Origin of the sequence: Nitrospirillum goiasense (assembly GCF_034427435.1) — a bacterium.
Classification (GTDB): domain Bacteria; phylum Pseudomonadota; class Alphaproteobacteria; order Azospirillales; family Azospirillaceae; genus Nitrospirillum.
In genome coordinates this window covers 665,684-689,429 of the sequence record NZ_JAXQNP010000003.1, presented here as the reverse complement: position 1 = coordinate 689,429, position 23,746 = coordinate 665,684, and the positions used below count along the sequence as shown (strand labels likewise).

Annotated in this window: 23 protein-coding genes and 1 pseudogene; 21 read left to right on the top strand and 3 right to left on the bottom strand. The window is 67.4% G+C overall.

Annotated features, from left to right (window positions below; genetic code table 11):
• Positions 1-2 precede the first annotated feature (2 nt).
• From ULB03_RS17425 to ULB03_RS17345, 17 genes are all read left to right on the top strand, one after another.
• Positions 3-1,196, top strand: a complete 1,194-nt coding sequence (locus ULB03_RS17425; protein WP_322484388.1) for an NADH-quinone oxidoreductase subunit D — start codon at positions 3-5, stop codon at positions 1,194-1,196.
• Positions 1,193-1,825 carry an NADH-quinone oxidoreductase subunit NuoE gene (gene nuoE, locus ULB03_RS17420; RefSeq protein WP_145732234.1) on the top strand — a complete coding sequence of 211 codons (633 nt, stop codon included), beginning with the start codon at positions 1,193-1,195 and terminating at the stop codon, positions 1,823-1,825. The genes ULB03_RS17425 and nuoE overlap by 4 nt, the downstream gene beginning before the upstream one ends.
• Before the next feature lie 5 nt (positions 1,826-1,830).
• Complete coding sequence (gene nuoF, locus ULB03_RS17415) at positions 1,831-3,111, top strand: NADH-quinone oxidoreductase subunit NuoF (RefSeq protein WP_322484387.1); 1,281 nt, start codon at positions 1,831-1,833, stop codon at positions 3,109-3,111.
• A gap of 20 nt (positions 3,112-3,131) precedes the next feature.
• Complete coding sequence (gene nuoG, locus ULB03_RS17410; RefSeq protein ID WP_322484386.1) at positions 3,132-5,198, top strand: NADH-quinone oxidoreductase subunit NuoG; 2,067 nt, start codon at positions 3,132-3,134, stop codon at positions 5,196-5,198.
• A complete protein-coding gene (gene nuoH, locus ULB03_RS17405) occupies positions 5,191-6,210 on the top strand; it encodes an NADH-quinone oxidoreductase subunit NuoH (RefSeq protein WP_145732228.1) in 1,020 nt (339 codons plus the stop codon). Before nuoG ends, nuoH begins: the two co-directional genes overlap by 8 nt.
• A gap of 99 nt (positions 6,211-6,309) precedes the next feature.
• Positions 6,310-6,798, top strand: a complete 489-nt coding sequence (gene nuoI / locus ULB03_RS17400) for an NADH-quinone oxidoreductase subunit NuoI (protein ID WP_145732226.1) — start codon at positions 6,310-6,312, stop codon at positions 6,796-6,798.
• 154 nt (positions 6,799-6,952) lie between these two features.
• Positions 6,953-7,561, top strand: a complete 609-nt coding sequence (locus ULB03_RS17395) for an NADH-quinone oxidoreductase subunit J (RefSeq protein WP_145732224.1) — start codon at positions 6,953-6,955, stop codon at positions 7,559-7,561.
• 14 nt (positions 7,562-7,575) lie between these two features.
• Entirely contained in the window at positions 7,576-7,884 is a 309-nt protein-coding gene (nuoK, locus tag ULB03_RS17390; RefSeq protein WP_040846291.1) for an NADH-quinone oxidoreductase subunit NuoK, read from the top strand.
• Positions 7,885-7,889: 5 nt separating this feature from the next.
• On the top strand, positions 7,890-9,836 hold the full coding sequence (gene nuoL / locus ULB03_RS17385; protein ID WP_322484385.1) for an NADH-quinone oxidoreductase subunit L: 1,947 nt from the start codon (positions 7,890-7,892) through the stop codon (positions 9,834-9,836).
• 19 nt (positions 9,837-9,855) lie between these two features.
• Positions 9,856-11,571 carry an NADH-quinone oxidoreductase subunit M gene (locus tag ULB03_RS17380; RefSeq protein WP_322484384.1) on the top strand — a complete coding sequence of 572 codons (1,716 nt, stop codon included), beginning with the start codon at positions 9,856-9,858 and terminating at the stop codon, positions 11,569-11,571.
• Between the two features lie 18 nt (positions 11,572-11,589).
• A complete protein-coding gene (gene nuoN / locus ULB03_RS17375; RefSeq protein ID WP_322484383.1) occupies positions 11,590-13,029 on the top strand; it encodes an NADH-quinone oxidoreductase subunit NuoN in 1,440 nt (479 codons plus the stop codon).
• Positions 13,026-13,814, top strand: coding sequence for a biotin--[acetyl-CoA-carboxylase] ligase (locus ULB03_RS17370; RefSeq protein WP_416211157.1), 789 nt, complete (start codon positions 13,026-13,028; stop codon positions 13,812-13,814). Before nuoN ends, ULB03_RS17370 begins: the two co-directional genes overlap by 4 nt.
• Before the next feature lie 15 nt (positions 13,815-13,829).
• A complete protein-coding gene (locus ULB03_RS17365; protein WP_322484382.1) occupies positions 13,830-14,621 on the top strand; it encodes a type III pantothenate kinase in 792 nt (263 codons plus the stop codon).
• A gap of 56 nt (positions 14,622-14,677) precedes the next feature.
• Positions 14,678-16,342: a ribonuclease J gene (locus ULB03_RS17360; protein WP_322484381.1), complete on the top strand. Its 1,665-nt coding sequence runs from the start codon at positions 14,678-14,680 to the stop codon at positions 16,340-16,342.
• 118 nt (positions 16,343-16,460) lie between these two features.
• Complete coding sequence (locus tag ULB03_RS17355; RefSeq protein ID WP_145732214.1) at positions 16,461-16,724, top strand: DUF1467 family protein; 264 nt, start codon at positions 16,461-16,463, stop codon at positions 16,722-16,724.
• A 61-nt stretch (positions 16,725-16,785) separates the two neighbouring features.
• On the top strand, positions 16,786-17,292 hold the full coding sequence (locus ULB03_RS17350) for a hypothetical protein (RefSeq protein WP_322484380.1): 507 nt from the start codon (positions 16,786-16,788) through the stop codon (positions 17,290-17,292).
• Positions 17,292-17,825: a hypothetical protein gene (locus ULB03_RS17345; RefSeq protein WP_322484379.1), complete on the top strand. Its 534-nt coding sequence runs from the start codon at positions 17,292-17,294 to the stop codon at positions 17,823-17,825. Before ULB03_RS17350 ends, ULB03_RS17345 begins: the two co-directional genes overlap by 1 nt.
• Before the next feature lie 58 nt (positions 17,826-17,883).
• Here the strand turns inward: ULB03_RS17345 and ULB03_RS17340 are convergent, their stop codons facing one another.
• Both ULB03_RS17340 and ULB03_RS17335 read right to left on the bottom strand, forming a co-directional pair.
• A complete protein-coding gene (locus tag ULB03_RS17340; protein ID WP_322484378.1) occupies positions 17,884-18,216 on the bottom strand; it encodes a hypothetical protein in 333 nt (110 codons plus the stop codon).
• 266 nt (positions 18,217-18,482) lie between these two features.
• Entirely contained in the window at positions 18,483-18,821 is a 339-nt protein-coding gene (locus ULB03_RS17335; protein WP_322484377.1) for a hypothetical protein, read from the bottom strand.
• Positions 18,822-19,047: 226 nt separating this feature from the next.
• On the opposite strand from ULB03_RS17335, the gene ULB03_RS17330 reads away from it, so the two are divergent.
• A complete protein-coding gene (locus ULB03_RS17330) occupies positions 19,048-19,605 on the top strand; it encodes a DNA-3-methyladenine glycosylase I (RefSeq protein WP_322484376.1) in 558 nt (185 codons plus the stop codon).
• Here ULB03_RS17330 and ULB03_RS17325 read toward each other — a convergent pair whose 3' ends face one another.
• A complete protein-coding gene (locus tag ULB03_RS17325) occupies positions 19,606-20,502 on the bottom strand; it encodes a LysR family transcriptional regulator (RefSeq protein ID WP_322484375.1) in 897 nt (298 codons plus the stop codon).
• A 201-nt stretch (positions 20,503-20,703) separates the two neighbouring features.
• Between ULB03_RS17325 and ULB03_RS17320 the strand changes: the two genes are divergently transcribed.
• The 3 genes and pseudogenes from ULB03_RS17320 (at position 20,704) to ULB03_RS27480 (ending at position 23,711) form a co-directional block, all read left to right on the top strand.
• Complete coding sequence (locus tag ULB03_RS17320) at positions 20,704-21,486, top strand: glycosyltransferase family 2 protein (protein WP_322484374.1); 783 nt, start codon at positions 20,704-20,706, stop codon at positions 21,484-21,486.
• Complete coding sequence (locus ULB03_RS17315) at positions 21,486-22,211, top strand: TVP38/TMEM64 family protein (protein WP_322484373.1); 726 nt, start codon at positions 21,486-21,488, stop codon at positions 22,209-22,211. Before ULB03_RS17320 ends, ULB03_RS17315 begins: the two co-directional genes overlap by 1 nt.
• A pseudogene (locus ULB03_RS27480) lies at positions 22,108-23,711 on the top strand (DUF2142 domain-containing protein). The gene ULB03_RS17315 and the pseudogene ULB03_RS27480 overlap by 104 nt, the downstream one beginning before the upstream one ends.
• Positions 23,712-23,746: the final 35 nt, after the last annotated feature.

Genomic DNA, 23,746 nt, shown 5'->3' with positions numbered 1-23,746 from the left:
CCATGGCCAATCCTGTCGAAAGCCAGATCAAACCCTACACGATGAACTTCGGGCCGCAGCACCCTGCCGCCCACGGCGTGCTGCGCCTGGTTCTGGAGATGGACGGCGAGATCGTGGAGCGGGCGGACCCGCACATCGGCCTGCTGCATCGCGGCACCGAGAAGCTCATCGAGTACAAGACCTACATCCAGGCGATGCCCTACTTCGACCGGCTGGACTACGTGTCGCCGATGTCGGAGGAGCACAGCTTCGTCCTGGCCGCGGAAAAGCTGCTGGGCATCACGCCGCCCAAGCGCGCCCAGCACATCCGCGTGCTGTTCGCCGAGCTGACCCGCATCCTGAACCACCTGCTGAACGTCACGACGTTCGCCATGGACGTGGGCGCGCTGACCCCGGCCCTGTGGGGCTTCGAGGAGCGCGAGCTGCTCATGGAGTTCTATGAGCGGGTGTCGGGCGCCCGCATGCACGCCAACTATTTCCGCGTGGGCGGCGTCCATCAGGACCTGCCGGCCGGCATGCTGGACGACATCGAGGCCTATGCGGCCAAGTTCGAGAAGTTCGTCGACGACGTGGAAGGCCTGCTAACGGCCAACCGCATCTTCAAGCAGCGCCTGGTCGACATCGGCATCGTCTCGGGTGACGAGGCGCTGGCCTGGGGCTTCACCGGCCCGGTGCTGCGCGCCTCCGGCATCCCGTGGGATTTGCGCAAGGCCCAGCCCTACGACACCTACGCCGAGTACGACTTCGACGTCGCCATCGGCAAGACGGGCGACTGCTACGCCCGCTATCTGGTGCGCGTCGAGGAGATGCGGCAGTCCAACCGGATCGTGCAGCAGGCGGTCGCCAAGCTGCGCCAGACGCCGGGCCCCATCAAGGTGGACGACCGCAAGATCGCCCCTCCGCCGCGGGGCGACATGAAGCGGTCGATGGAATCGCTGATCCATCACTTCAAGCTCTACACCGAGGGCTATCACGTTCCGGCGGGCGAGACCTACACCGCCACCGAATCGCCCAAGGGCGAGTTCGGCGTGTACCTCGTGTCCGACGGCACCAACCGTCCTTATCGTTGCAAGATCCGGCCGACGGGCATCGCCCATCTGCAGGGTGTTGATTTCATGTCCCGGGGCCACATGCTCGCCGACGCCGTCGCGATCATCGGCTCCATCGACGTCGTGTTCGGAGAGATCGACCGATGAGCGCTTCCGAGACCCCAGCCGGTCCGGCGACCTTCGAATTCACCGCCGACAACCTGGCCCTGGCCCAGCGGATCATCGCCAAGTATCCGGAAGGCCGCCAGGCGAGCGCCGTGATGCCCTTGCTGGACCTGGCCCAGCGCCAGCACGACAACTGGCTGCCCCGTGCCGCGATGGACTACGTCGCCGGCATGCTGGGCATGGCCCCCATCCGCGTGTACGAGGTCGCCAGCTTCTACACCATGTACAACCTGAAGCCGGTGGGTAAGCACTTCGTGCAGGTCTGCACGACCACCCCCTGCTGGCTGCGCGGGTCGGATGAGGTGCTGGCGGCGTGCAAGCGCAAGCTGGGCATCGGCCCGGGGGAGACCACCGCCGACGGCCAGTTCACCGTGGTCGAGGTGGAATGCGCCGGCGCCTGCGTGAACGCCCCCGTGATCTCGCTGGACGACGTCTATTACGAGGATCTGGACGGCCCCTCCACCGAGGCGCTGCTGGACACCCTGATCCGGGGCGAGAAGCCCAAGCCCGGCCCGCAGAACGGCCGCATCAATTCCGCGCCCATCGGCGGTCCCACGACCCTGATCGAGATGGCGCAGCGTAACGGCGTCAAGCCGGCGTCGCAGGAGTAAGGCCGATGTTGCGCGACGAAGACCGCATCTACACCAACCTTTACGGCTTCGAGGACTTCCGCCTGGACGCCGCCCGCAAGCGCGGCGACTGGGACGGGACGAAGGACATCCTGGCCCGGGGCCGCGACACCATCATCGAACAGATGAAGGAATCGGGCATGCGCGGCCGCGGCGGCGCTGGTTTCTCCACCGGCCTGAAGTGGTCCTTCATGCCCAAGAAGGTGGACGGCCCCGTCTATCTGGTGATCAACGCCGACGAGGGCGAGCCCGGCACCTGCAAGGACCGTGAGATCCTGCGCCACGATCCGCACAAGCTGATCGAAGGCTGCCTGATCGCCGGTTTCGCCATCGGCGCCACCGCCTGCTACATCTACATCCGTGGTGAGTTTTACCACGAGGCGTCCAACGTCCAGGTTGCCATCGACGAGGCCTACGCCTCCGGTCTGATCGGCAAGAACGCCTGCGGCAGCGGCTACGACTACGACATCTATCTGCACAAGGGTGCGGGCGCCTACATCTGCGGCGAGGAAACCGCGCTCATCGAGTCCATCGAGGGTAAGAAGGGCCAGCCGCGCAACAAGCCGCCGTTCCCCGCCAATGCCGGCCTGTATTCCCGCCCGACCACGGTGAACAACGTGGAAAGCATCGCGGGCGTGCCCACCATCCTGCGCCGCGGCCCCGCCTGGTTCGCCGGCCTGGGCCGCCCCAAGAACGCCGGCACCAAGCTGTTCTGCATCTCCGGCCACGTGAACAAGCCGTGCAACGTGGAAGAGGAGATGGGCATCCCCCTGAAGGAGCTCATCGAGCGCCACGCCGGCGGCGTGCGCGGCGGGTGGGACAACCTGCTGGCAATCATCCCCGGTGGATCGTCGGTGCCGGTGATGCCCAAGAGCGTCTGCGACACCGTGCTGATGGACTTCGACAGCCTGCGTGAGGTTGGGTCGGGCCTGGGCACGGCGGCCGTGATCGTCATGGACAAGTCCACCGACATCGTGAAGGCCATCGCCCGCCTGTCCAAGTTCTACATGCATGAGAGCTGCGGCCAGTGCACGCCCTGCCGTGAAGGCACGGGCTGGCTGGCCCGCGTCATGGACCGCATGGTGCGCGGCCAGGCCCGCCTGGACGAGATCGACATGCTGTACGACGTGACCAAGCAGATCGAGGGCCGCACCATCTGCGCCCTGGGTGACGCCGCCGCTTGGCCGGTGCAGGGCCTGATCCGCCACTTCCGGCCGGAGATGGAAGCCCGCATCGCCGCCTACCGCCAGAGCATCGCTGCCGAGTGATCGGTGGAAGGATTTAAGACATGCCGAAACTGACCATCGACGGTATCGAGCTTGAAGTGGCGCCTGGCACCTCCGTGCTGCAGGCCTGCGAGCAGCTGGGCATCGAGGTTCCGCGCTTCTGCTATCACGAGAAGCTGTCGGTCCCGGCCAACTGCCGCATGTGCCTGGTGGAGATGGAGAAGGCCCCCAAGCCCATCGCCAGCTGCGCCATGCCCTGCGGCGAAGGCATGGTGATCAAGACCGACACCGAGACCGTGCATAAGGCGCGCAAGGGGGTGATGGAGTTCCTGCTCATCAACCACCCGCTGGACTGCCCCATCTGCGACCAGGGCGGTGAGTGCGACCTGCAGGACCAGGCGGTCGGTTACGGTTTCGACCGCGGCCGCTATGGCGAGGAGAAGCGCGCGGTCAAGGACAAGAACCTGGGCCCGCTGATCAAGACGATCATGACGCGCTGCATCCACTGCACGCGCTGCATCCGCTTCAGCGACGAGATCGCCGGCGTGTCCGTCATGGGCGCCACCGGCCGTGGCGAGCATATGGAGATCGGCACCTACGTCGAGGCCGCCGTCTCGTCCGAGCTGTCGGGCAACCTGGTGGATGTGTGCCCCGTGGGCGCGCTGACCTCCAAGCCCTACGCCTTCACCGCCCGCCCCTGGGAACTGCGCAAGACGGAATCGGTGGACGTCCTGGACGCCGTCGGCTCCAACATCCGCATCGACACCCGGGGCGGCGAGGTGCTGCGCATCCTGCCCCGCCTGAACGAGGCGGTGAACGAGGAATGGATCAGCGACAAGACGCGCTATGCCCATGACGGCCTGAAGCGCCAGCGCCTGGACCGCCCCTACATCCGCGAGAACGGCAAGCTGCGCGCCGCCTCGTGGGAAGAGGCCCTGGCCCTGGCCGCGACCAAGCTGAAGGGCTCTGCGCCGGAGAAGATCGCCGCCATCGCCGGTGACCTGGCCGATGCCGAAAGCCTGCTGGCCCTGAAGGACCTGCTGGGCGGCATGGGTGTCGCCAGCCTGGAAAGCCGCCAGGATGGCAGCGCCATCGACGCCACGTCCCGCGCCGGCTACCTGTTCAACAGCACCATCGCCGGGATCGAGCAGGCCGACCACGTCTTCCTGATCGGCACCAACCCGCGCTGGGAAGGCGCCCTGGTCAACGCCCGCATCCGCAAGCGTTACCTGCAGGGCGGCCTGACCGTCACCGTGCTGGGCCCGCGCGTCGACCTGACCTTCCCCATCGAGCATCTGGGCAACGACGCCACGCTGCTCAACGCCATCGCCGATGGCAGCCACCCCTACGCCGAAACGCTGAAGGCCGCTAAGAAGCCCCTGCTGATCCTGGGCTCCGGCGCCCTGGCCCGTCCGGACGGCGCCGCCGTCTGGGCCGCCGCCCGCGCGGTGGCGGAGGCCTGCGGCCTGGTGCGTGAGGATTGGAACGGCTTCAACGTCCTGCACCGCGCCGCCTCGCGCGTGGGCGCCCTGGACCTGGGCTTCCTGCCCGCCAAGGGCGGCCGCGACCTGGCCGGCATCCTGGACGGCGCCCGCAAGGGCGAGGTCGAGGTGGTCTACCTACTGGGCGCCGACGAGATCGAGGCCCAGCACTTCGGCCGCGCCTTCGTGATCTACCAGGGTCACCATGGTGATCGCGGCGCCCACCGCGCCGACCTCATCCTGCCCGGCGCCGCCTACACCGAAAAGAACGCGACCTACGTCAACACCGAGGGCCGCGCCCAGCACACCCGCCAGGCCACCTTCCCGGTGGGCGAGGCGCGCGAGGATTGGAAGATCATCCGCGCGCTGTCCGGCGCCCTGGGCAAGCCCCTGCCGTACGACACCCTGCAGCAGCTGCGCAAGCGGCTGGCCGACGCCAACCCGGCGTTCGCCCAGATCGACCGCGTGACCCCGGCCGCCTGGGGTGCGTTCGGCACGGCCGGTGCCGTGGCCGCCGCCCCCTTCACCCTGCCGGTGGAGAACTTCTACATGACCGACGCGATCAGCCGCGCCTCGGCCACCATGGCCGAATGCACGGACGCCTTCGTGTCGCCCGCCGTTGCCGAGAGGACCGGTACCCATGGCTGATTTCCTCGCCCTTCATCTGGGCCTGCCCCTGGCCGGGGCGACCCTGCTGGCGATCATCCTGAAGATCCTTGTGATCACGGTGCCGTTGCTGATCGCGATGGCCATGATGACCTACATGGAACGCAAGGTGCTGGCCGCCATCCAGCTGCGCCAGGGCCCCATCCTGGTGGGCCCCTTCGGCCTGCTGCAGCCCTTCGCCGACGGCCTGAAGCTGCTGACCAAGGAAACGATCATCCCGGCCGGCGCCAACCGCGCCGTGTTCCTGATCGCGCCCATGCTGACCTTCATCATGGCGTTGATCGCCTGGGCGGTCATTCCCTTCGGTGAGGGGCTGGTGCTGTCCGACCTGAATGTCGGCGTGCTGTACCTCTTCGCCATCAGTTCGCTGGGCGTCTACGGCATCATCATGTCGGGCTGGGCGTCCAACTCCAAATACGCCTTCCTCGGCGGCCTGCGTTCCGCGGCGCAGATGGTGTCCTACGAAGTCTCCATCGGCTTCGTCATCATCACCGTGCTGCTGTGCGTCGGTTCGCTGAACCTGTCGGACATCGTCCGGGCCCAGAGCCACGTGTGGTTCTGCATCCCGCTGTTCCCGATGTTCGTGGTGTTCTTCATCTCGGCGCTCGCGGAAACAAACCGCGCCCCCTTCGACCTGCCGGAAGGCGAGTCGGAACTGGTCGGCGGTTTCCACACCGAATACTCGGCCATGACCTTCGCCCTGTTCTTCCTGGGCGAGTACATCAGCATGCTGCTGATGAGCGGCATGACCTCCGTGCTGTTCCTGGGCGGCTGGCAGCCGTTCCCCTTCCTGGGCTTCATCCCCGGTCCGCTGAACCTGATCATCAAGATCCTGCTGCTGATGTTCGTGTTCATCTGGGTGCGCGGCACGCTGCCCCGCTACCGCTATGACCAGTTGATGCGCCTGGGCTGGAAGGTGTTCCTGCCGTTCTCCCTGATCTGGGTGATCCTGACCGCCGGCTTCCTTGTCTACTTCGACAAGCTGCCGCACTGATCGCCTGCGCCTGTATGTGCCCCGCCCCGGGCGGGATTGGTGACTGACTTTTGACCGCGGGGGGAGCCGCCCCCCCGCATCAAGGAATGAGGTGACGACATGGCCTGGCTCGACCGCACGGCGCGCGGCCTGTTCATGACCGAGCTGGTGAAGGGCTTCGCCCTGACCTTCAGCTACATGTTCAAGCCCCGGGTGACGATCAACTACCCGTATGAGCGCAGCCCGCTGAGCCCCCGGTTCCGCGGTGAGCACGCCCTGCGGCGCTATCCCAACGGGGAAGAGCGCTGCATCGCCTGCAAGCTGTGCGAAGCGGTGTGCCCGGCCCTGGCCATCACCATCGAAGCGGAACCGCGCGAGGACGGCTCGCGCCGCACCACCCGCTACGACATCGACATGACCAAGTGCATCTACTGCGGTCTCTGCCAGGAGGCCTGCCCGGTGGACGCCATCGTCGAGGGACCGAACCTGGAGTTCGCGACCGAGACGCGCGAGGAGCTTTTCTACAACAAGGAAAAGCTGCTGGCGAACGGCGACCGGTGGGAGCCCCTGCTGGCGGCCAACATCGCGGCGGACGCCCCGTACCGCTGACCTTCTCGCCTTGTGAGCCTAACCCCGTGACGCCCGCGCGCGGGACTGACTGCACCCCCTACCCAGAGCCAGCGACCCAGACCCATGGGCCCGGTTACCGGAGAGAGATCTTGATCGCCAACGTCCGCAACCCGCACCGGAAGGAGAGCCGCCGATGATACTGCCCGCTCTCGCCTTCTATCTGTTCGCCGCCGTGCTGGTGCTGTCCGGCATGCTGGTGATCACGGCGCGCAACCCGGTGCACTCCGTCCTGTTCCTGATCCTGGCCTTCTTCAACGCGGCCGGCCTGTTCGTCCTGATCGGGGCGGAATTCGTGGCGATGATCCTGGTCATCGTCTACGTGGGCGCCGTCGCGGTGCTGTTCCTCTTCGTCGTCATGATGCTGGACATCAACTTCCAGGAACTGCGCAAGGGCTTCCTGCGCTACCTGCCGGCGGGCCTCGCCGTGGGGGCGGCCTTGCTGGCGGAACTGGGCCTGGTGATTTCCGGCTGGGTCTACGCCGGGCCGGCCGACAGCGTCCGCGCGGCGCCGACGCCGGAAAGCGTCGGTAACGCCCAGGCCCTGGGCGACCTGCTCTACACCCAATACGCCTATGTCTTCGAGGCTTCCGGCCTGGTGCTGCTGGTCGCCATGATCGGTGCCATCGTGCTGACCCTGCGCTCGCGCAAGGGCACCCGCCGCCAGGTCATCGCCGACCAGGTGTCGCGTCGCCGCGACGACGTGGTGGCCGTGGTCAAGGTCCGGACCGGGGAGGGCGTGTAACCATGGAAACCATGATGGATATCGGTCTCGGCCACTACCTGTCGGTGGCGGCCATCCTGTTCATCCTGGGCGTGTTCGGCATATTCCTGAACCGCCGCAACGTCATCATCATCCTGATGTCGATCGAGCTGATCCTGCTCGCCGTCAACATCAACCTCGTCGCCTTCTCGGTCTTCCTGCACGATCTCGTGGGACAGGTGTTCGCCCTGTTCATCCTGACCGTGGCGGCTGCCGAGGCCGCCATCGGCCTCGCCATCCTCGTCATCTACTTCCGCAACCGTGGCTCGATCGCGGTTGAGGACATCAACCTGATGAAGGGTTGAGGGCCATGGCCGTCATCGCAGCAATCTTCCTGCCGCTCCTCGCGGCGTTCATCGCCGGCTTCTTCGGCCGCCGCATCGGCGACCGAGGCTCCCAGCTCGTCACCTGCGGCGCCATGGTGGCGGCGCTGGTCCTGTCGGTCATGCTCTTCATCGACGTGGCCATCAATGGCCATGCCCGTGTGGTGCCCCTGGCCAATTGGGTGGCCAGCGGCGACTTCCACGTCGATTGGGCCCTGCGCGTCGACACCCTGACGGCGGTCATGCTGATCGTTGTCAACGGCGTGTCGACCATGGTCCACATCTACTCCGTCGGCTACATGAGCCATGACCCGGACAAGCCCCGGTTCATGTCCTACCTCAGCCTGTTCACCTTCATGATGCTCATGCTGGTGACCTCCGACAACCTGCTGCAGATGTTCTTCGGCTGGGAGGGCGTCGGTGTCGCTTCCTACCTGCTGATCAATTTCTGGTTCGAGAAGAAAAGCGCCAACGACGCCTCCATGAAGGCGTTCCTGGTGAACCGCGTGGGCGACTTCGGCTTCGCGCTGGGCATCTTCTCGATCTTCATCATCTTCGGCAGCGTCGAATTCGGCACGATCTTCCCGGCCGCCGCCGGCAAGGCCCACGCCACGTTCAACTTCCTGGGCTGGCACGTGTCGGCGCTGGACTGCGCCTGCCTGCTGCTGTTCGTCGGCGCCATGGGCAAGTCGGCCCAGCTGGGCCTGCACACCTGGCTGCCGGACGCGATGGAAGGCCCGACCCCGGTGTCGGCCCTCATCCACGCGGCCACCATGGTCACCGCCGGCGTGTTCATGCTGGCCCGCATGAGCCCGGTGTTCGAGTACGCCCCGACGGCCCTGGCTGTGGTGACGGTGCTTGGTGCCCTGACCGCCTTCGTCGCCGCGACGATCGGCATGACCCAGTTCGACATCAAGCGCGTCATCGCCTACTCGACGATGAGCCAGCTGGGCTACATGTTCTTCGCGATCGGCGTGTCGGCCTACCAGGCCGCCGTCTTCCACCTGATGACCCACGCCTTCTTCAAGGCCCTGCTGTTCCTGGGCGCCGGTTCCGTCATCCACGCCATGTCGGGTGAGCAGGACATGCGCAAGATGGGCGGCATCTGGCGGCTCATCCCCTTCACCTACGCGGTGATGTGGATCGGCAACCTGGCCCTGGCCGGTATCGGCATCCCCGGTGTGTTCGGTTTCGCGGGTTTCTACTCCAAGGACATCATCCTGGAGGCGGCGTACGGCTCCGGCACCGCTGTCGGTCACTTCGCCTACTGGCTGGGCATCGCCGCCGCCTTCATGACCGCCTTCTACTCCTGGCGCCTGCTGATCATGACCTTCCATGGCAAGCCGCGCGCCTCGAAGGAGGTCATGGACCACGTGCATGAAAGCCCGGTGGTCATGACCGGCCCGCTGACCGTGCTGGCCATTGGCGCCCTCATCGCCGGTATCGGCGGCTACGAGTGGTTCGTCGGCCACGAGGCTCGCGCCGAGTTCTGGCGCGGGGCCATCCAGGTGCTGCACGCCCATGACAGCATCCACGCCGCCCATGAGGGGCCGGAATGGGTGGGTGTCCTGCCGCTGTTCGTCGGCTTGGCCGGCATCGCCCTGGCGTATGTCTGCTACATGTTCGTGCCCAGCATCCCGGCGACCTTCACCAAGGTGGTGAAGCCGCTGCACGTGCTGGTCTTCAACAAGTACTTCTTCGACCAGATTTACGACGTGCTGTTCGTGAAGCCGGCTCGGCTCCTGGGCTTCGGCCTGTGGAAGGCGGGTGACGGCGCCATCATCGACGGGCTGGGCCCCGATGGCGTCGCCAAGACCACCCGCGGTGTGGCCGCCGGCGTCAGCCGTCTGCAATCCGGTTACGTCTACCATTACGCATTCGCCATGGTGATCGGCGTGGTCGCGCTGGTCGGCTGGTTCTACTTCAAGCCCTGAGCAGGACGAGGCATATACGATGGCTGATTGGCCGATCCTGTCGCTGACGACGTTCCTTCCGTCGATTGGCGCCCTACTCATCCTGCTGGTGCGCGGCGAAGAACAGGCCGTGGCGCGGAACGCGAAGGCACTCGCCCTCGCGACCTCGCTCCTCACCTTCATCGTTTCGCTGTTCATCCTGGTGAAGTTCGACCCCTCCAGCGCCGGCTTCCAGCTGGTGGAGGAACATAGCTGGATCCCCGCCCTGGGCATCCAGTACCTGCGCGGCATCGACGGCGTCTCCGTCTGGTTCGTGCTGGCCTCGACCTTCCTCACGCCCGTCTGCGTGCTGGCCTCCTGGGACAGCGTGGAGAAGCGCGTGAAGGAGTTCATGATGTCGCTCCTGCTGCTGGAGACCATGCTGGTCGGCATGTTCACCGCGCTGGACTTCATCCTGTTCTACATCTTCTTCGAAGGTGTCCTGCTGCCGATGTTCCTGATGATCGGCGTGTGGGGTGGTCCGGGCCGCATCTATGCCGCCTACAAGTTCTTCATCTACACCTTCATCGGCTCCGTCCTGATGTTGCTGGCCATCATCGCCATGTATCTGCAGGTCGGCACCTTCGACATGCGGGTGATGCTGGACCACACCTTCGATCCGTCGATGCAGAAGATCCTGTGGCTGGCTTTCTTCGCCGCCTTCGCGGTGAAGACCCCGATGTGGCCGTTCCACACCTGGCTGCCCTTCGCCCACGTGGAGGCGCCGACCGCCGGCTCCGTCATGCTGGCCGGCGTGATGCTGAAGATGGGTGGCTACGGTCTGATCCGCGCCAACCTGCAGATGCTGCCCATCGGCTCGGCCACCTACACCAACCTGGTGTTCGTGATGTCGGTCGTCGCCATCATCTACACCTCGCTGGTGGCGCTGGCGCAGACCGACATGAAGAAGATGATCGCCTATTCCTCCGTGGCCCACATGGGTTACGTCAGCATGGGCATCTTCTCCGCCAACGCCCAGGGCCTGGACGGCGCCATGTTCCAGATGCTGTCGCACACCGTGGTGTCGGCGGCCCTCTTCCTCTGCATCGGCGTGGTCTACAACCGCCTGCACACCCGTGAGATCGCGCGCTACGGCGGCATGGCGCACAACATGCCCAAGTACGCCGTGGTGTTCATGCTGTTCATGCTGGCCTCGGTCGGCCTGCCCGGCACCTCTGGTTTCGTGGGTGAGTTCCTGTCCATGCTGGGCGCGTATGAGGCCAACACCTGGGTGGGCCTGTTCGCCTCCACCGGCCTGGTGTTCGGCGCCGCCTACATGCTGCTGCTCTACCGCAAGCTGTTCTACGGCAAGCTGGAAAAGTCCGACGTGATGGCCATGCCCGACCTGAACGCGAAGGAAATCCTGTACTTCGCGCCCCTGGTCGCCATCGTCATCATGATGGGCGTGTACCCCAAGAGCTTCAGCAGCGTGTACGCCGCCTCTCTGGACCACATCCTGTCCCATCATCGTGACGCGCTCGCGGCCGAGGGTCTGACCCCGCCGGTCGCCAACCCGGCCTCCGCCTTTGTCCCGGCCGCCAACGCCGAGACGATGTCGGGTGACCACATGGCTGCCCACCCGGCGACCACCGAGACGCCGGGCACCGAGCAGGCCACCGAACCGTCCACCACCGAAGCGCCCGCCTCTGAAACTCCTGCCGGGGCCCCTGCCCAGGCGGAGCCTAAGGCGGACGCCAACCCCGACGCCGGCCACTGATCCAGCGGGAAACGATCCATGCAACCTGTCCTCACCGATCTGATCCCGGCCCTGCCTGAGATCTTCCTGGCCGTGGCGGCGCTGCTGCTGCTGATGCTGGGTGTGTTCAGCGGCAAGAACGGCACCCGCCTGGTCAGCGGCCTGGCCTTGGTGGCGCTGGTGGTGACCGCCGTGCTGCTGTTCCGCCAGGAAGGCTACGACGTGGCCTTCTCCGGCCTGTTCATCACCGACAGCTTCGCCGTCTTCTCCAAGCTGCTGATCCTCCTGGGCACGGGCCTGTCCCTCATCGTCGCCCAGAACTTCATCGCCCGTGAGGACATGGACCGGTTCGAGTACCCGGTCCTCATGGTGCTGGCCACGGTCGGCATGATGATGATGGTGTCGGCCAACGACCTGCTGTCCCTCTATGTCGGCCTGGAGCTGCAGAGCCTGTCGCTCTACGTCATCGCCGCCTTCCGCCGCGATTCCGCCAAGAGCACCGAAGCCGGCCTGAAGTACTTCGTGCTGGGTGCCCTGTCCTCTGGCATGCTGCTGTACGGCATCAGCATGATCTATGGCTTCGCCGGCACCACCAACTTCATCACCATCGCCCAGGTTCTGCAGGCCGGTCCGGCGTCCTTGGGCGTCATCGTCGGCCTGGTGTTCGTGGCCGCTGGACTGGCCTTCAAGATTTCCGCCGTGCCCTTCCACATGTGGACGCCGGACGTTTATGAAGGCGCGCCCACCCCGGTCTCGGCGTTCTTCGCCGTGGCGCCCAAGGTGGCCGCGATCTGCCTGTTCATCCGCGTGCTGGAAGGTCCCTTCGGCTCCCTGCTGCCGCAGTGGCGCCAGGTGATCGAGTTCTGCGCCGTCGCCTCCATGCTGGTGGGGTCCCTGGCGGCCATCCGCCAGACCAACATCAAGCGCCTGATGGCCTACAGCTCCATCGCCAACATCGGCTACGCCCTGGTTGGCGTCGCCGCCGGCACCGCCGATGGCGTGCAGGCCGTGCTGATCTACATGGCCATCTACCTGGTGATGACCGTCGGCACCTTCGCCATCATCATCGGCATGCGCCAGAAGGGGAAGGCGGTGGAGGAGATCGCCGACCTGGCCGGCCTGTCCAAGACCAGCCCCATGCTGGCCTTGGCCCTAGCCGTCTTCATGTTCTCCATGGCTGGCGTGCCGCCGGCGGCCGGCTTCTTCGGCAAGCTGCTGGTGTTCATGGCCGCGTGGAAGGCGGGCCTGTATCCGCTGTCCATCATCATGGCCCTGACCAGCGGCATCAGCCTCTACTACTACCTGAAGGTCTGTAAGGTTTCCTGGTTCGACGACGTGAAGGAACCGCTGGACCGTCCGTCCGCCGGCCTGTCCTGGGTCGTCACCGCCACCGCCCTGGTGGTGTTCCCGGTGGCCCTGGTGATCGGCACCCCGGTGCTGAACGGTGCGGCCGCCGCCGCCGCCAGCCTGTTCCATTGAGCGGGCAGGCGCTGACCCCCGGCGCCTTTCCCCACCGTCTGCCGGATTGGATCCGGCCGACGGTGATGGACCGGTGCGGCAGCACCAATGATGTTGTGAAAGACATGGCCCGTACTGGCGCGCCGGAAGGCACGCTGGTCCGGGCCATTCGTCAAGAAGCGGGGCGCGGCCGGCGCGGCCGGTCGTGGCTGTCCGACGCGGGCAACCTGGCGTGCACCCTGCTGCTGCGGCCCGGCGGCACCCCTCAGCGGGCGGCCGAACTGTCCTTCGTCACCGCGCTCGCGGCGGGGGAGGCGGTGGACGGTCTGGTCGCCGCCGCGCCTAAGCTGAAATGGCCCAATGATATCCTGGTGGACGGCGCCAAGATCGCCGGCATCCTGCTGGAGTCCGAGGCTGACGTAGACGGCAGCGTGGCCTGGGTGGCCGTTGGCATGGGGCTGAATGTTCGCCATCATCCCGATATGGCCGATTACGCCACCACATCGCTGCTGGCCCACGGCGCCGATGTCGACCCGGACCAAGTCATGGCCGCCTATGCCGGCGCCTTTGACCGCTGGTATCGCCGTTGGCAGGCGTTCGGCTTCGCGCCGGTGCGCGCGGCCTGGTTGAACGCGGCCCACGGCCTGGGCGGGCCGGTGACCGTTCGCCTGCATGACCGGAGTTTTGACGGCCGCTTGCTGGACCTGGACGCCGACGGGGCCCTGGTGGTGGAGACGCCCGCGGGCCGGGTGCGGGTCACCGCCGGGGATGTCTTCTTCCCGTCCGCCGCTCAGACGACCTCCTGAGACAAGGGCTCACCCATGCTGCTCGCCATCGATGCCGGCAATACCAACGTGGTCTTCGCCATCTATGAGGGCGAGACCCCCCGGGGCCGCTGGCGCATCTCCACCGACAGCCGCCGCACCTCGGATGAGTACGCGGTGTGGCTGACCTCCGCCATGGCGCTGAAAGGGCTGACCGCCCAGGACGTCAATGCCGCCATCCTGTCGTCGGTGGTGCCGGCGGCGACGCCGGATCTGATCCGGCTGTGCAAGGATCATTTCGGCTGCGTTCCGATGCGCATCGGCGATCCGGCGGTCGACCTGGGCATCGAAATCCGTATCGACAACCCGCGGGAGGCGGGGGCGGATCGCCTGGTCAATGCCGTTGCGGCGACGGAACGATATCCGTCCCCCTTGGTCGTCCTGGATATCGGCACGGGCACCACCTTCGACGTCGTGGACGCCGATGGCGCCTTCGCCGGCGGCATCATCGCCCCCGGCCCCACCCTGTCGCTGGACGCCCTGCACCGCGTGGCGGCCCAGTTGCCCAAGGTGGATATCGCCAAGCCCGATAGCGTCATCGGCCGCGGCACGGTGGGGGCCATGCAGTCCGGCATGTACTGGGGCTATACAGCGATGATCGAGGGCCTGCTGCGCCGTATCAAGGCGGAACTGTCACCCACCGGGACGCCGCCGGTCACGGTCATTGGCACGGGCGGCATGGTCCGGGTCTTCGCGGAGGAGACGGGCATGGTCGATCACATCGACAGCGACCTGACCCTACGCGGCCTCTTGCTCATTTACCGTCGCAACGCCAAATCAGGGGCCTGATCCCCCACGTTGCCACCGCCATCCGTCCCCTTGTCCCAGTTCTTTCCCAGGTGTCCATGATCGACGATTTGCTGTCCCCCGATGCCCTGTATTTCCTGCCGTTGGGTGGGTCCGGCGAAATTGGTATGAACCTCAACCTGTACCACCACGCCGGCAAGTGGCTGATGGTGGACTTGGGCGTCAGCTTCGGCGATGACGCCGCGCCTGGCGTGGACGTGGTCATGCCCGACCCCGAGTTCATCGCCGAGCGGCGGGAGGATTTGGCGGGCCTGGTGCTGACGCATGCCCATGAGGATCATCTGGGCGCCGTGCAGTACCTGTGGACGGAGTTGCGCTGCCCCGTTTATGCCACCCCGTTCACCGCCGCGGTGCTGCGCGCCAAGCTGCGTGAGACAGACTTCAGCGGCCTGGTGCAGATCGTCGAGGTGCCGCTGTCCGGCCGCTTCCACGTCGGCCCCTTCGATATCGAACTGATCAGCCTCACCCATTCCATTCCCGAGCCGAACGCCCTGGTCATCCGCACCCCCGGCGGCACGGTGCTGCACACCGGCGACTGGAAGCTGGACCCCGATCCCCGCGTGGGCGCCCCGGTGGACGAGGCGGCGCTGATCGCCCTGGGCCACCAGGGCGTGACCGCCCTGGTCTGCGACAGCACCAACGCCACCGTGCCGGGCACCTCGGGCTCGGAGGGCACCGTCGCCGTGGGGCTGGAGGAGCTGATCGGCCGCTATCCCGGCCGGCGTGTGGCTGTGGCCTGCTTCGCCACCAACGTCGCCCGCCTGCATTCCATCGCCAAGGCGGCGGCCGCGCATGACCGCCAGGTGGCCCTGGTGGGCCGCAGCCTGCGCCGCATCAACGAGGCCGCGCGGGCCACGGGGTATCTCAAGGACCTGCCGCCCTTCGTCACCGAGCATGACGTGGGGTATCTCCCCCGCGAGGCCCAGGTGCTGATCTGCACCGGCAGCCAGGGGGAGCCGCGGGCCGCCCTGGCCCGCATCGCCGAAGGCGACCATCCCGAGATCGACCTTGAACCGGGCGATGTCGTGATCTTCTCCTCCCGCGAAATCCCGGGCAACGAGAAGGCCATCGCCAAGGTGCAGAACGGCCTGATCCGCCGGGGCATCGAGGTGGTGACGGCCAGCGATGCCGATGTCCACGTCTCCGGCCATCCGGCGCGGGATGAGCTGGCGCAGATGTACCAGTGGGTCCGCCCCTTCCTGTCGGTGCCGGTGCATGGCGAACAGCGCCACCTGAAGGCGCATGCCGACCTGGCGCTGGAATGCCAGGTGCCGCGCGCCCTGGTGCCGGAGAACGGCGTGGTCATCCGCATCGGCCCCGGCGAGCCGGAGATCATCGGCACCGTGCCGTCGGGCAAGCTGTGCCTGGACGGGCGCCGCCTGGTGCCCCTGGGCGGCACCTTGCTGCGCACGCGCAACCGCATGGTCTTCAACGGCGCCGCCGTGGTCACCCTGGTCATGGAAGATACGGACCTGATCGCCGATCCCAGGCTCAGCGTCATCGGTCTGCTGGACGAGGAGGACGACGGCGCCTTCATCGATGGGTTGGTGAAGGGCATCGCGCAGGCGGTGGAAAAGCTGGGCCCGGCGGAGCGGCGCGACGACGTCGCGGTGATCGAGGCCGCCCGCCTGGCCGTGCGGCGCACCTTCCATGCGGCGCAGGGCCGCAAGCCGGTGACCGAAGTGCATCTGGTCCGGGTGTGACCGGACGCCGCACGGGCGCGGAACAGGACAGGGAAGCGGGGCCCCCTAAAGGCGCCGCCAGAGCGGCCCGGCGGCCCACCTCGCGGCGCCGACCCGGGGCCGTGGGGGAGGGAGTGTCATGAGTCTGGTCACGCTGGCCGCCATCTATTTCACCTTGTGGTGGGTGGTCCTGTTCGCCGTTCTGCCGTTCGGCGTCCGCCGCGACGACAGCCCCTTGAAAGGAAACGATCCCGGTGCGCCGGTATTTCCCGACCTGCGGCGCAAATTCATATGGACGAGCCTCATTTCAGCGGTAATTCTCGGGCTCGTCTGGGCTGTTTTTCATTTTGGCCTCATCAACTATGACCGGCTGTTCGATCCGCCAGGCAACGCGCCGCTTTGACGCGATCGCGCCTGGGTTTGGCGGATCGGCTGTTGGTTGAGCCGGTACGGTCGTTCGGGGAATGCTGATCCAAATCCTGATGGGCTTTTCCGCCCTGCTCTTGCTTGCGGCCATCATGTTGTGGCTGTGGCGGCAGACCGTGGAACTGCGGCTGCGCAAGGCCTTGGGCTCCTCCACCGACAAGATGCGCGCCGTTTCCAACGAAAAGACCCAGGTGCTGTCCTTCCTGGAACAGCAGCGCATGGCGCTGGGGGTCAAGCGGGGGGAGGCGGCCAAGATGCGCACCGCCATATCCCAGCTGCGCATCGACAACAACGAGATGCGCGTCCGCGACTTTTACGTCCTGCACCAGATCGGCGAGCCCTCCAAGGACAAGGAGGAGTACGCCTGCAACCTTCTGCCGTCGCCGTCCGTCGACCCCGGCCGCGAGCTGCCGGGGCCGTTGCGGGGCATCGACCATCGCTCCAGCATCTGGGCCGAGTCGGAGGCCGCCGCCCGCCGCCAGTTGGACATGCACTTTCCGGAAAAGGGCCCCCTGCGGCCCGCCGGTTTCCGTCGGGGGTCGTGATGGAACTGGGATGGCTGATGCTGCTGATGATCGGCCTGCTGGGGGCCCTGCTGTTCCGCCAATGGCGCGAACTGACGGTCCGCCGGCTGGAGCTGAGCCGACAGCTTGAAAAGCGCGAGGCCTTGGTGGCCCAGTTCCGCCAGGAAATCGATGGCACCTCGGGCGAGCTGGAGCAGATCACCACCACCATCGACACGGTGGATGCCACGCTGCAGGAACTGCGCGAGGAACTGGAAACGCTGGACAAGGAGCGCAAGGCCCTGCGCGAACGGCGGTTGCAGCCCCTGATCCTGCTGGATCGCCAGACGCTTTCAGCCCAGCGCTTCTGGGAGCTGACCATCGCCAATCCCGACTTCGGCGAGACCGCCACGGCCCGCATGGCGCCGTCGGAGTATGTCGATGACTGGGTGTCGGGCCGCGTCTACCTGGTGGGGGCCGACACGGCGGAGGACGCGACCAAGCGCGCCACCCAGCGCTTCAGTCCCTCCATGGGGTATCGGGTGCAGGGGGCGGTCGCGTTCCGCCGGCGCTGAGGCCGGCACCGGGAAGTCCCGATGCCGGCCTTTGGCGCTAAGGCGACGGGCGACCGGCTCAGCGCCAGTGACCCTCGACCCACAGGTGGCGGCCGTCGGGGCCGGTGCGCCAGTGGCCGGGCACCCAGTGCGCGCGGGGATGCGGCGGGGCGGCGTAATGCCCCTCCACCCAATCCCAATGGTCATGCCAGGCCCAATGGCCGCCCACCCAGACATGGCCCGGCTCCGGCGGCGGGGGAATCACCTCCCGGCGCGGCGGCGGCGGTGCCTCGCGCACCCACAGGTCGATGCCGACCTGGGCGGCGGCGGGGGTGGGGCTGGCGATGGTCAGGCCGCCGGCCATGGCCACGGCCAACGCGGCGGCGCCAACGGTGGCGCGGGCGGACTTCATGATGGCATTCATCGGGTCACCTCGTGGTTGGTGGGCCAACTGTCATTGGCGCCACCCGTGCTACGAAGGATGACGACAGATCCCGTCATGCATTCGTCCGGTAATCGCCATGCGTTTGGCCTTCGCCGATAATCAGTGCAAGGATAGATGGCGGAATAGTGGCGAAGATTGTGCCTGATTTTGGCCGGTCTTCCACCGATGATCATATCCACTCAAGGCTGAGTGCTAAGCCGTACGGCGTATGACTGCGATTATTAGCGATTTTGTCACGAACTCAGCGACGCCAGTTGCTGCACACCCTGGATCAGCATCAGGATGCCCATGACCGTCACTCCACCCAAGCAGCCCAGGATGATGGCATAGCCACCGTAGAAGAAGGGGTGGGGCGGACGGCCGTTGCGGATCATCTGACGGGCCAGCAGGAAGAACATCCAGACGCCGGAGCAGGTGGCCCCCACCCCGAAAACCAGGCGCAGCACCAACACGACGGCCATGGTGCCACCGATCAGGCCGGCGGCCACGCTGACGACGATCAGGGTGACGAAAAAGGCCAGGACGTTGCGGAGCAGTCGGCGGCGGGCGGCGGGGGACAGGGTCGGGGTCATGGAAAGGCGGCACTCGATTTCCGGGGGATGGGCGGGGGATTCGGGGCGGCCTTTCGGGGCCCCCTCCCGCCGGGTCCCCTTCTAAAGCAGATCGTGACAGGGTGAAATCGCCTTGAAGCGTGACGCCGCTCGCAGGCAAACTCCGCGATCGCCGGTTATAGCGTTCGTCGCCGCCTTCCCCTTCACCCACGGCCAGCTTACCCATGGCCAGCAGGATTGACGCCGCATGTCGGGATATTGCGCCATCGCGCCGGGCCACCCTTTCCATGGCCCCTATCATGACCGGGAACATGGCCACCCGACCACGGACGAGGCCGTGCTGTTCGAGCGGCTGATGCTGGAGGTGAACCAGGCGGGTCTGTCCTGGCTGGTGGTCTTGCGCAAGCGCGCGGCCTTCAACGCCGCCTTTCACGGCTTCACCGTGGATGCCGTGGCCGCCATGACACCAGAGGATGTCGAGCGCCTGATGCAGGACGCCGGCATCGTGCGCAATCGCCTGAAGATCGAGGCCGCCATCCACAACGCCCGTGTCATCCAGGGGCTCCGCGCCAGCCATGGCGGCTTCGCCAACTGGCTGGCGGCCCATCATCCCCTGACCAAGGCGGAGTGGGTCAAGCTGTTCCGCCGCACCTTCCGCTTCACCGGCGGGGAGATCGTGGGCGAGTTCCTCATGAGCATCGGCTATCTGCCCCTGGCCCACGCGCCCGATTGCCCGGTGGACCAGGAACTGGCCCGGCTGGGACAGCCCTGGCGCCAGGCCGTGGCGGCCGGGTTCGTCTACTGATCAGCCCGCCGCGCGGAACGCGGCCACCAGCGTGGCCAGCGCCGCCCGGCTGCGCCGGTCGCTGACGGCGGCGCGCAGCACCACGGGCGCGCTGGGCAGGGCCGGCAATCCATAGCGCTCCCCCACGTCGATGGCGCCCAGGGGGGCCGCGCGGGGGGCCAGGGCGGCCACGCCCAAGCCGGCCAGCACGGCAGCCCCCACGGCGGCCACGCCACCGCCCACGAACACTTCGGCCCAGGGGATGCCGGCGGCGTCCAATGCCCGCAGGGCGTGGCCTCGCACACCGCAGGGCGCCGACAGGGTGGCGATGGGCAGGGGGCCCGCCACGGGTGGTTCCCACCCCGGTGCCGCGAACCAGCACAGCGGGTCGGTGAACAGCAACTCCCCCGCCTCGGCGGGCGGTTCCGATTGCCGGCCGTCCAGGGGCGGTTCCAACCGCAGGATGGCGGCGTCCAATTCCCCTTGTTCCAACAGGCCGCCCAGGTGGCGGGACGCGGCGATGCGCACCTCCATCACCAGGGTGGGGTCGCGGCCTTGCAGGCGGGCCAGCAACTCCGGCAGGTCACGGCCGGCGACATGGTCGCTGATGCCGATGACCAGGCGGTGCGGCGCCTGTTCCAGGCCGGCCAGCGCCTGGTCATGCGCCGCCAGCAGCCGCCGCGCCGGGTCCAGGAAGGCGGCGCCCTGGGATGACAGGCGAACCTGGCGGGGCGTGCGCTCCAGCAGGCGGTGGCCCAGCCTGTCCTCCAGCCGCTTCAGTTTCAGGCTGATGGCGGACTGCGTGGTGCCCATGGCTTCCGCGGCGCGGGTGAAACTGCGCAACGTGGCCACCAGCACGAAGGCATGGACGGCGTCCAAATCCAGGGGGCGGAAAGGAGCGGCGATGGCGACGGTCATGGAGATTTCAATCTGAAATCGATCTCTAGCCGCAGATTTTATTCGGAAATGGATGGACGGTCCACCCTGCGGCGTCCTGTCCTCGCTAGTTTCGCCGCGGCCCTGCGTATAACCAGGGCGGTGCCAGGTTGGGTGTCACCGCATGACCCAGAAGCCGGACGCTGACGCCGTTCGATTCGCCACCCCTATACCGGCCAGCCGATGCTGCATCACAAGAAGGTCGCCGTCGTCTTGCCCGCCTACAATGCGGAGCGGACCCTGCGGCAAACGTTCGATGAAATCCCCAAGGATATCGTCGACGACATCATCCTGACCGACGACGCCAGTTCCGATGCCACCGTGCGGCTTGCGCGGGAACTGGGCATCCATACCCTGCGGCATGACCGCAACCGCGGCTATGGCGGCAACCAGAAGACCTGTTACCAGGCGGCGCTGGCGCGGGGGGCGGACATCGTCATCATGCTGCACCCCGATTACCAGTATACGCCCAAGCTGGTGACGGCCATGGCGTCCATGGTCGCGTCGACGGAATATGACGTGGTGCTGGCCTCCCGCATCCTGGGGAAGGGCGCCCTGGCGGGCGGCATGCCCCTTTACAAATACGTGGCCAACCGCGCCCTGACCTGGGCGGAAAACTGGCTGGTGGGCCAGAAGCTGTCGGAATACCACACCGGCTATCGCGCCTGGAGCCGGGAGGCGCTGGTCCGCCTGCCGCTGCTGCGCTGTTCCGACGATTTCGTCTTCGACAACCAGATGCTGGTGCAGGCCATCGCCCAAGGCCTGAAGATCGGGGAGATTTCCTGCCCCACCAAATACTTCCCCGAGGCGTCCAGCATCAACTTGCGGCGCAGCATCGTCTATGGCTTGGGCGTCCTGCGCACGGCGTTGGCCTATCGCCTGCACCGCATGGCCGTCGTGGCCAGCCCCCTGTTCGCCAAGGCGGACGACGGCCGCCTGCCGGCGGGGGAACCCCGGTGCGGGTGATGGGCCTGCCGGCCCGCCGTGGCCTGACGCTGGCGGCCGCGGGCCTGCCGCTGCTGGCCGTGGCGGGGGGCTTGCTGGCCACCCGGGCGGACCTGCTGCCCCCGCTGGCGGCCCTTTCCGGCGTGATGCGCCCGGCTGGCATCGCCGGCTGGCTGGGCCTGCTGCTGCTCCAGGTTCTCGTGGCGGCCAGCGGCGTTCTGCCGGCGGCGCTGATCGGCTTGGCCGCCGGTGCCGCTTACGGCGTGGCGCTGGGCTTCCCCTTGGCGGCGCTCAGCCTGATGGCGGGGGCCTTGCTGACCTTCATGCTCAGCCGCTCCCTGTTCCGCCCCTGGGTGGCCCGCCTGATGCCGGGACGGCCCCGGCTGGCGGCCCTGGACGGCTTGGTCGCGGGCGACGGCTGGCGCCTGGTCTGCCTGCTGCGGCTGTCGCCGGTCATGCCCTTCGCCGTCACCAGCTACGCGCTGGGCCTGTCTTCCATCACCGTGGGGGCCTATCTGGTGGGCACCTTGGCCTCGCTGCCGGCGTTGCTGGGCTATGTCGTGGCCGGCCAGGTCGCGGACACGATGGTGCGCGATTGGGGGACAGGGGCCGCGCCGTGGCGCCTGGCCCTGCTGGCCGTCGGTGGCGGCGCGACCATCCTCGCCACGGTGCGTCTGGGCCGGCTGCTGCGTCGCGCTGGCCTTCTGGGCGGTATGCCCGCCGAACAGGATCATCCCGGTGCCTAAGATCACGTCCCGCCTGTCGCCGGTGCTGCTGTTCCTGGCGGTGGCGTTGCCCACCTGCCTGGTGTTTGCCTTCCGGGTGCCCCCCGGGCAGGTCGCCGATGAGCCCGGGCACATCGCCCGCGCGGACAGCCTGGCCTCGGGCCAGGTTGTCGGCCACCGGGGACCGCAACCGCAGCCCGATGGCACCACCGCCATCGTCGCCGGGGTCATGGCGGACCCTGCGAGCATGCAGGTCGCCACCATGGTGTCCCCCCACACCCAGGTGATAGACCCGGCCCGGCTGGCCTGGGCCCGCGCACTGGGGTGGCAGGGGCCGCGCGTCTTTATCGGCCTCAACACCATCGCCACGTATATGCCGGTGTTCTACCTGCCGGCGGCGGCGGGCATGCAGGCCGCCCGTGTCCTGGGGGCCGGGCCGTTCAACGCCATCCTCGCCGGGCGGCTGGCCAACGTGGTGGCTTTCCTGGCGCTGGCGGGGACCGCCTTGGGGATCGCCCGCCGAGGGCGGGGTTTGTTGTTCTGCATGTTGGCGGTGCCCATGACCCTGTCGCTGGCCGCTTCGTTCAACCAGGATTGCCTGATCATCGCCTCCGTTGCCCTGGCCGCCGCCCTGGTGACGCGGGGGAAGGGGCGCCCGATCCGGCGGCGACCACGCCCTACCGCTTGGCCGCTTTGCTGCTGGCCATGGTCATCGCGGTGAAGCCACCCTACCTGCCGCTGGTGGCGCTGTTGCTGCTGCCCCTGCCGGTGTCGTGGCGAGTGCTGGGGCGGGCGCTGGTGACGCCGCCGGCGCGCGGTCCCTTGCTGCGGCGCTTGGCCTTGGCGGGCTTGGCGCTGCTGCCCATGGTGGCGTGGGTGCTGTTGGTGCAGCGGGGCTTGGCCACGGCCATTCCCCGGCCCGCTTACGAGGCCGGGCTGATCTGGCCCGGCCCGCGCCCGGCCGTTTTCCATGGAACCGACGCGGCGGCCCAGATCCAGGTCCTGCTGGCGGCCCCGTGGCGCGCGGTGACCCTGGTCTGGCACACCCTGCGCATTCCCCGTCATTTCACCGGCCTGTTCTTTGAGAGCATCGCCATGCTGGGCTGGCTGGATCTGCGTCTGCCCAAGGCGGTGTACGCGGCCTGGACCCTGGCCTTGGCCATCGCGGCCTGGGTGGACATGCGGCTGGACACAGGGGGGCGGCCGGCACTATGCGCCGCCTGGGGGCGGGTGCGCTGGACGGAGGTGCTGCTGCTGGCCCTGGCCGCCGGCGTGGCGGTGGAAGGTATCTTCCTGGCCCAGTACCTGACCTGGACCAACGTCGGCTCGCCCACGGTCGATGGCCCGCAGGGGCGCTATTTCCTGCCCCTGTTTCCGCTGTTCATCTTGGCCCTGCCGCGCCCCCCGGCCGCAGGCGAGGGGCGGTCCGCCCGCCTGCAGGGCTTGGCGCCCACGGTGGCGGCGGTGCTGACGCTAGCCTTGCTGCCCGCGGCATTGGCCGCTGCCTATTATCCGGGCTAAGGGTGGCCTCAGGCCATTTCTGCCGCAAATTTGAT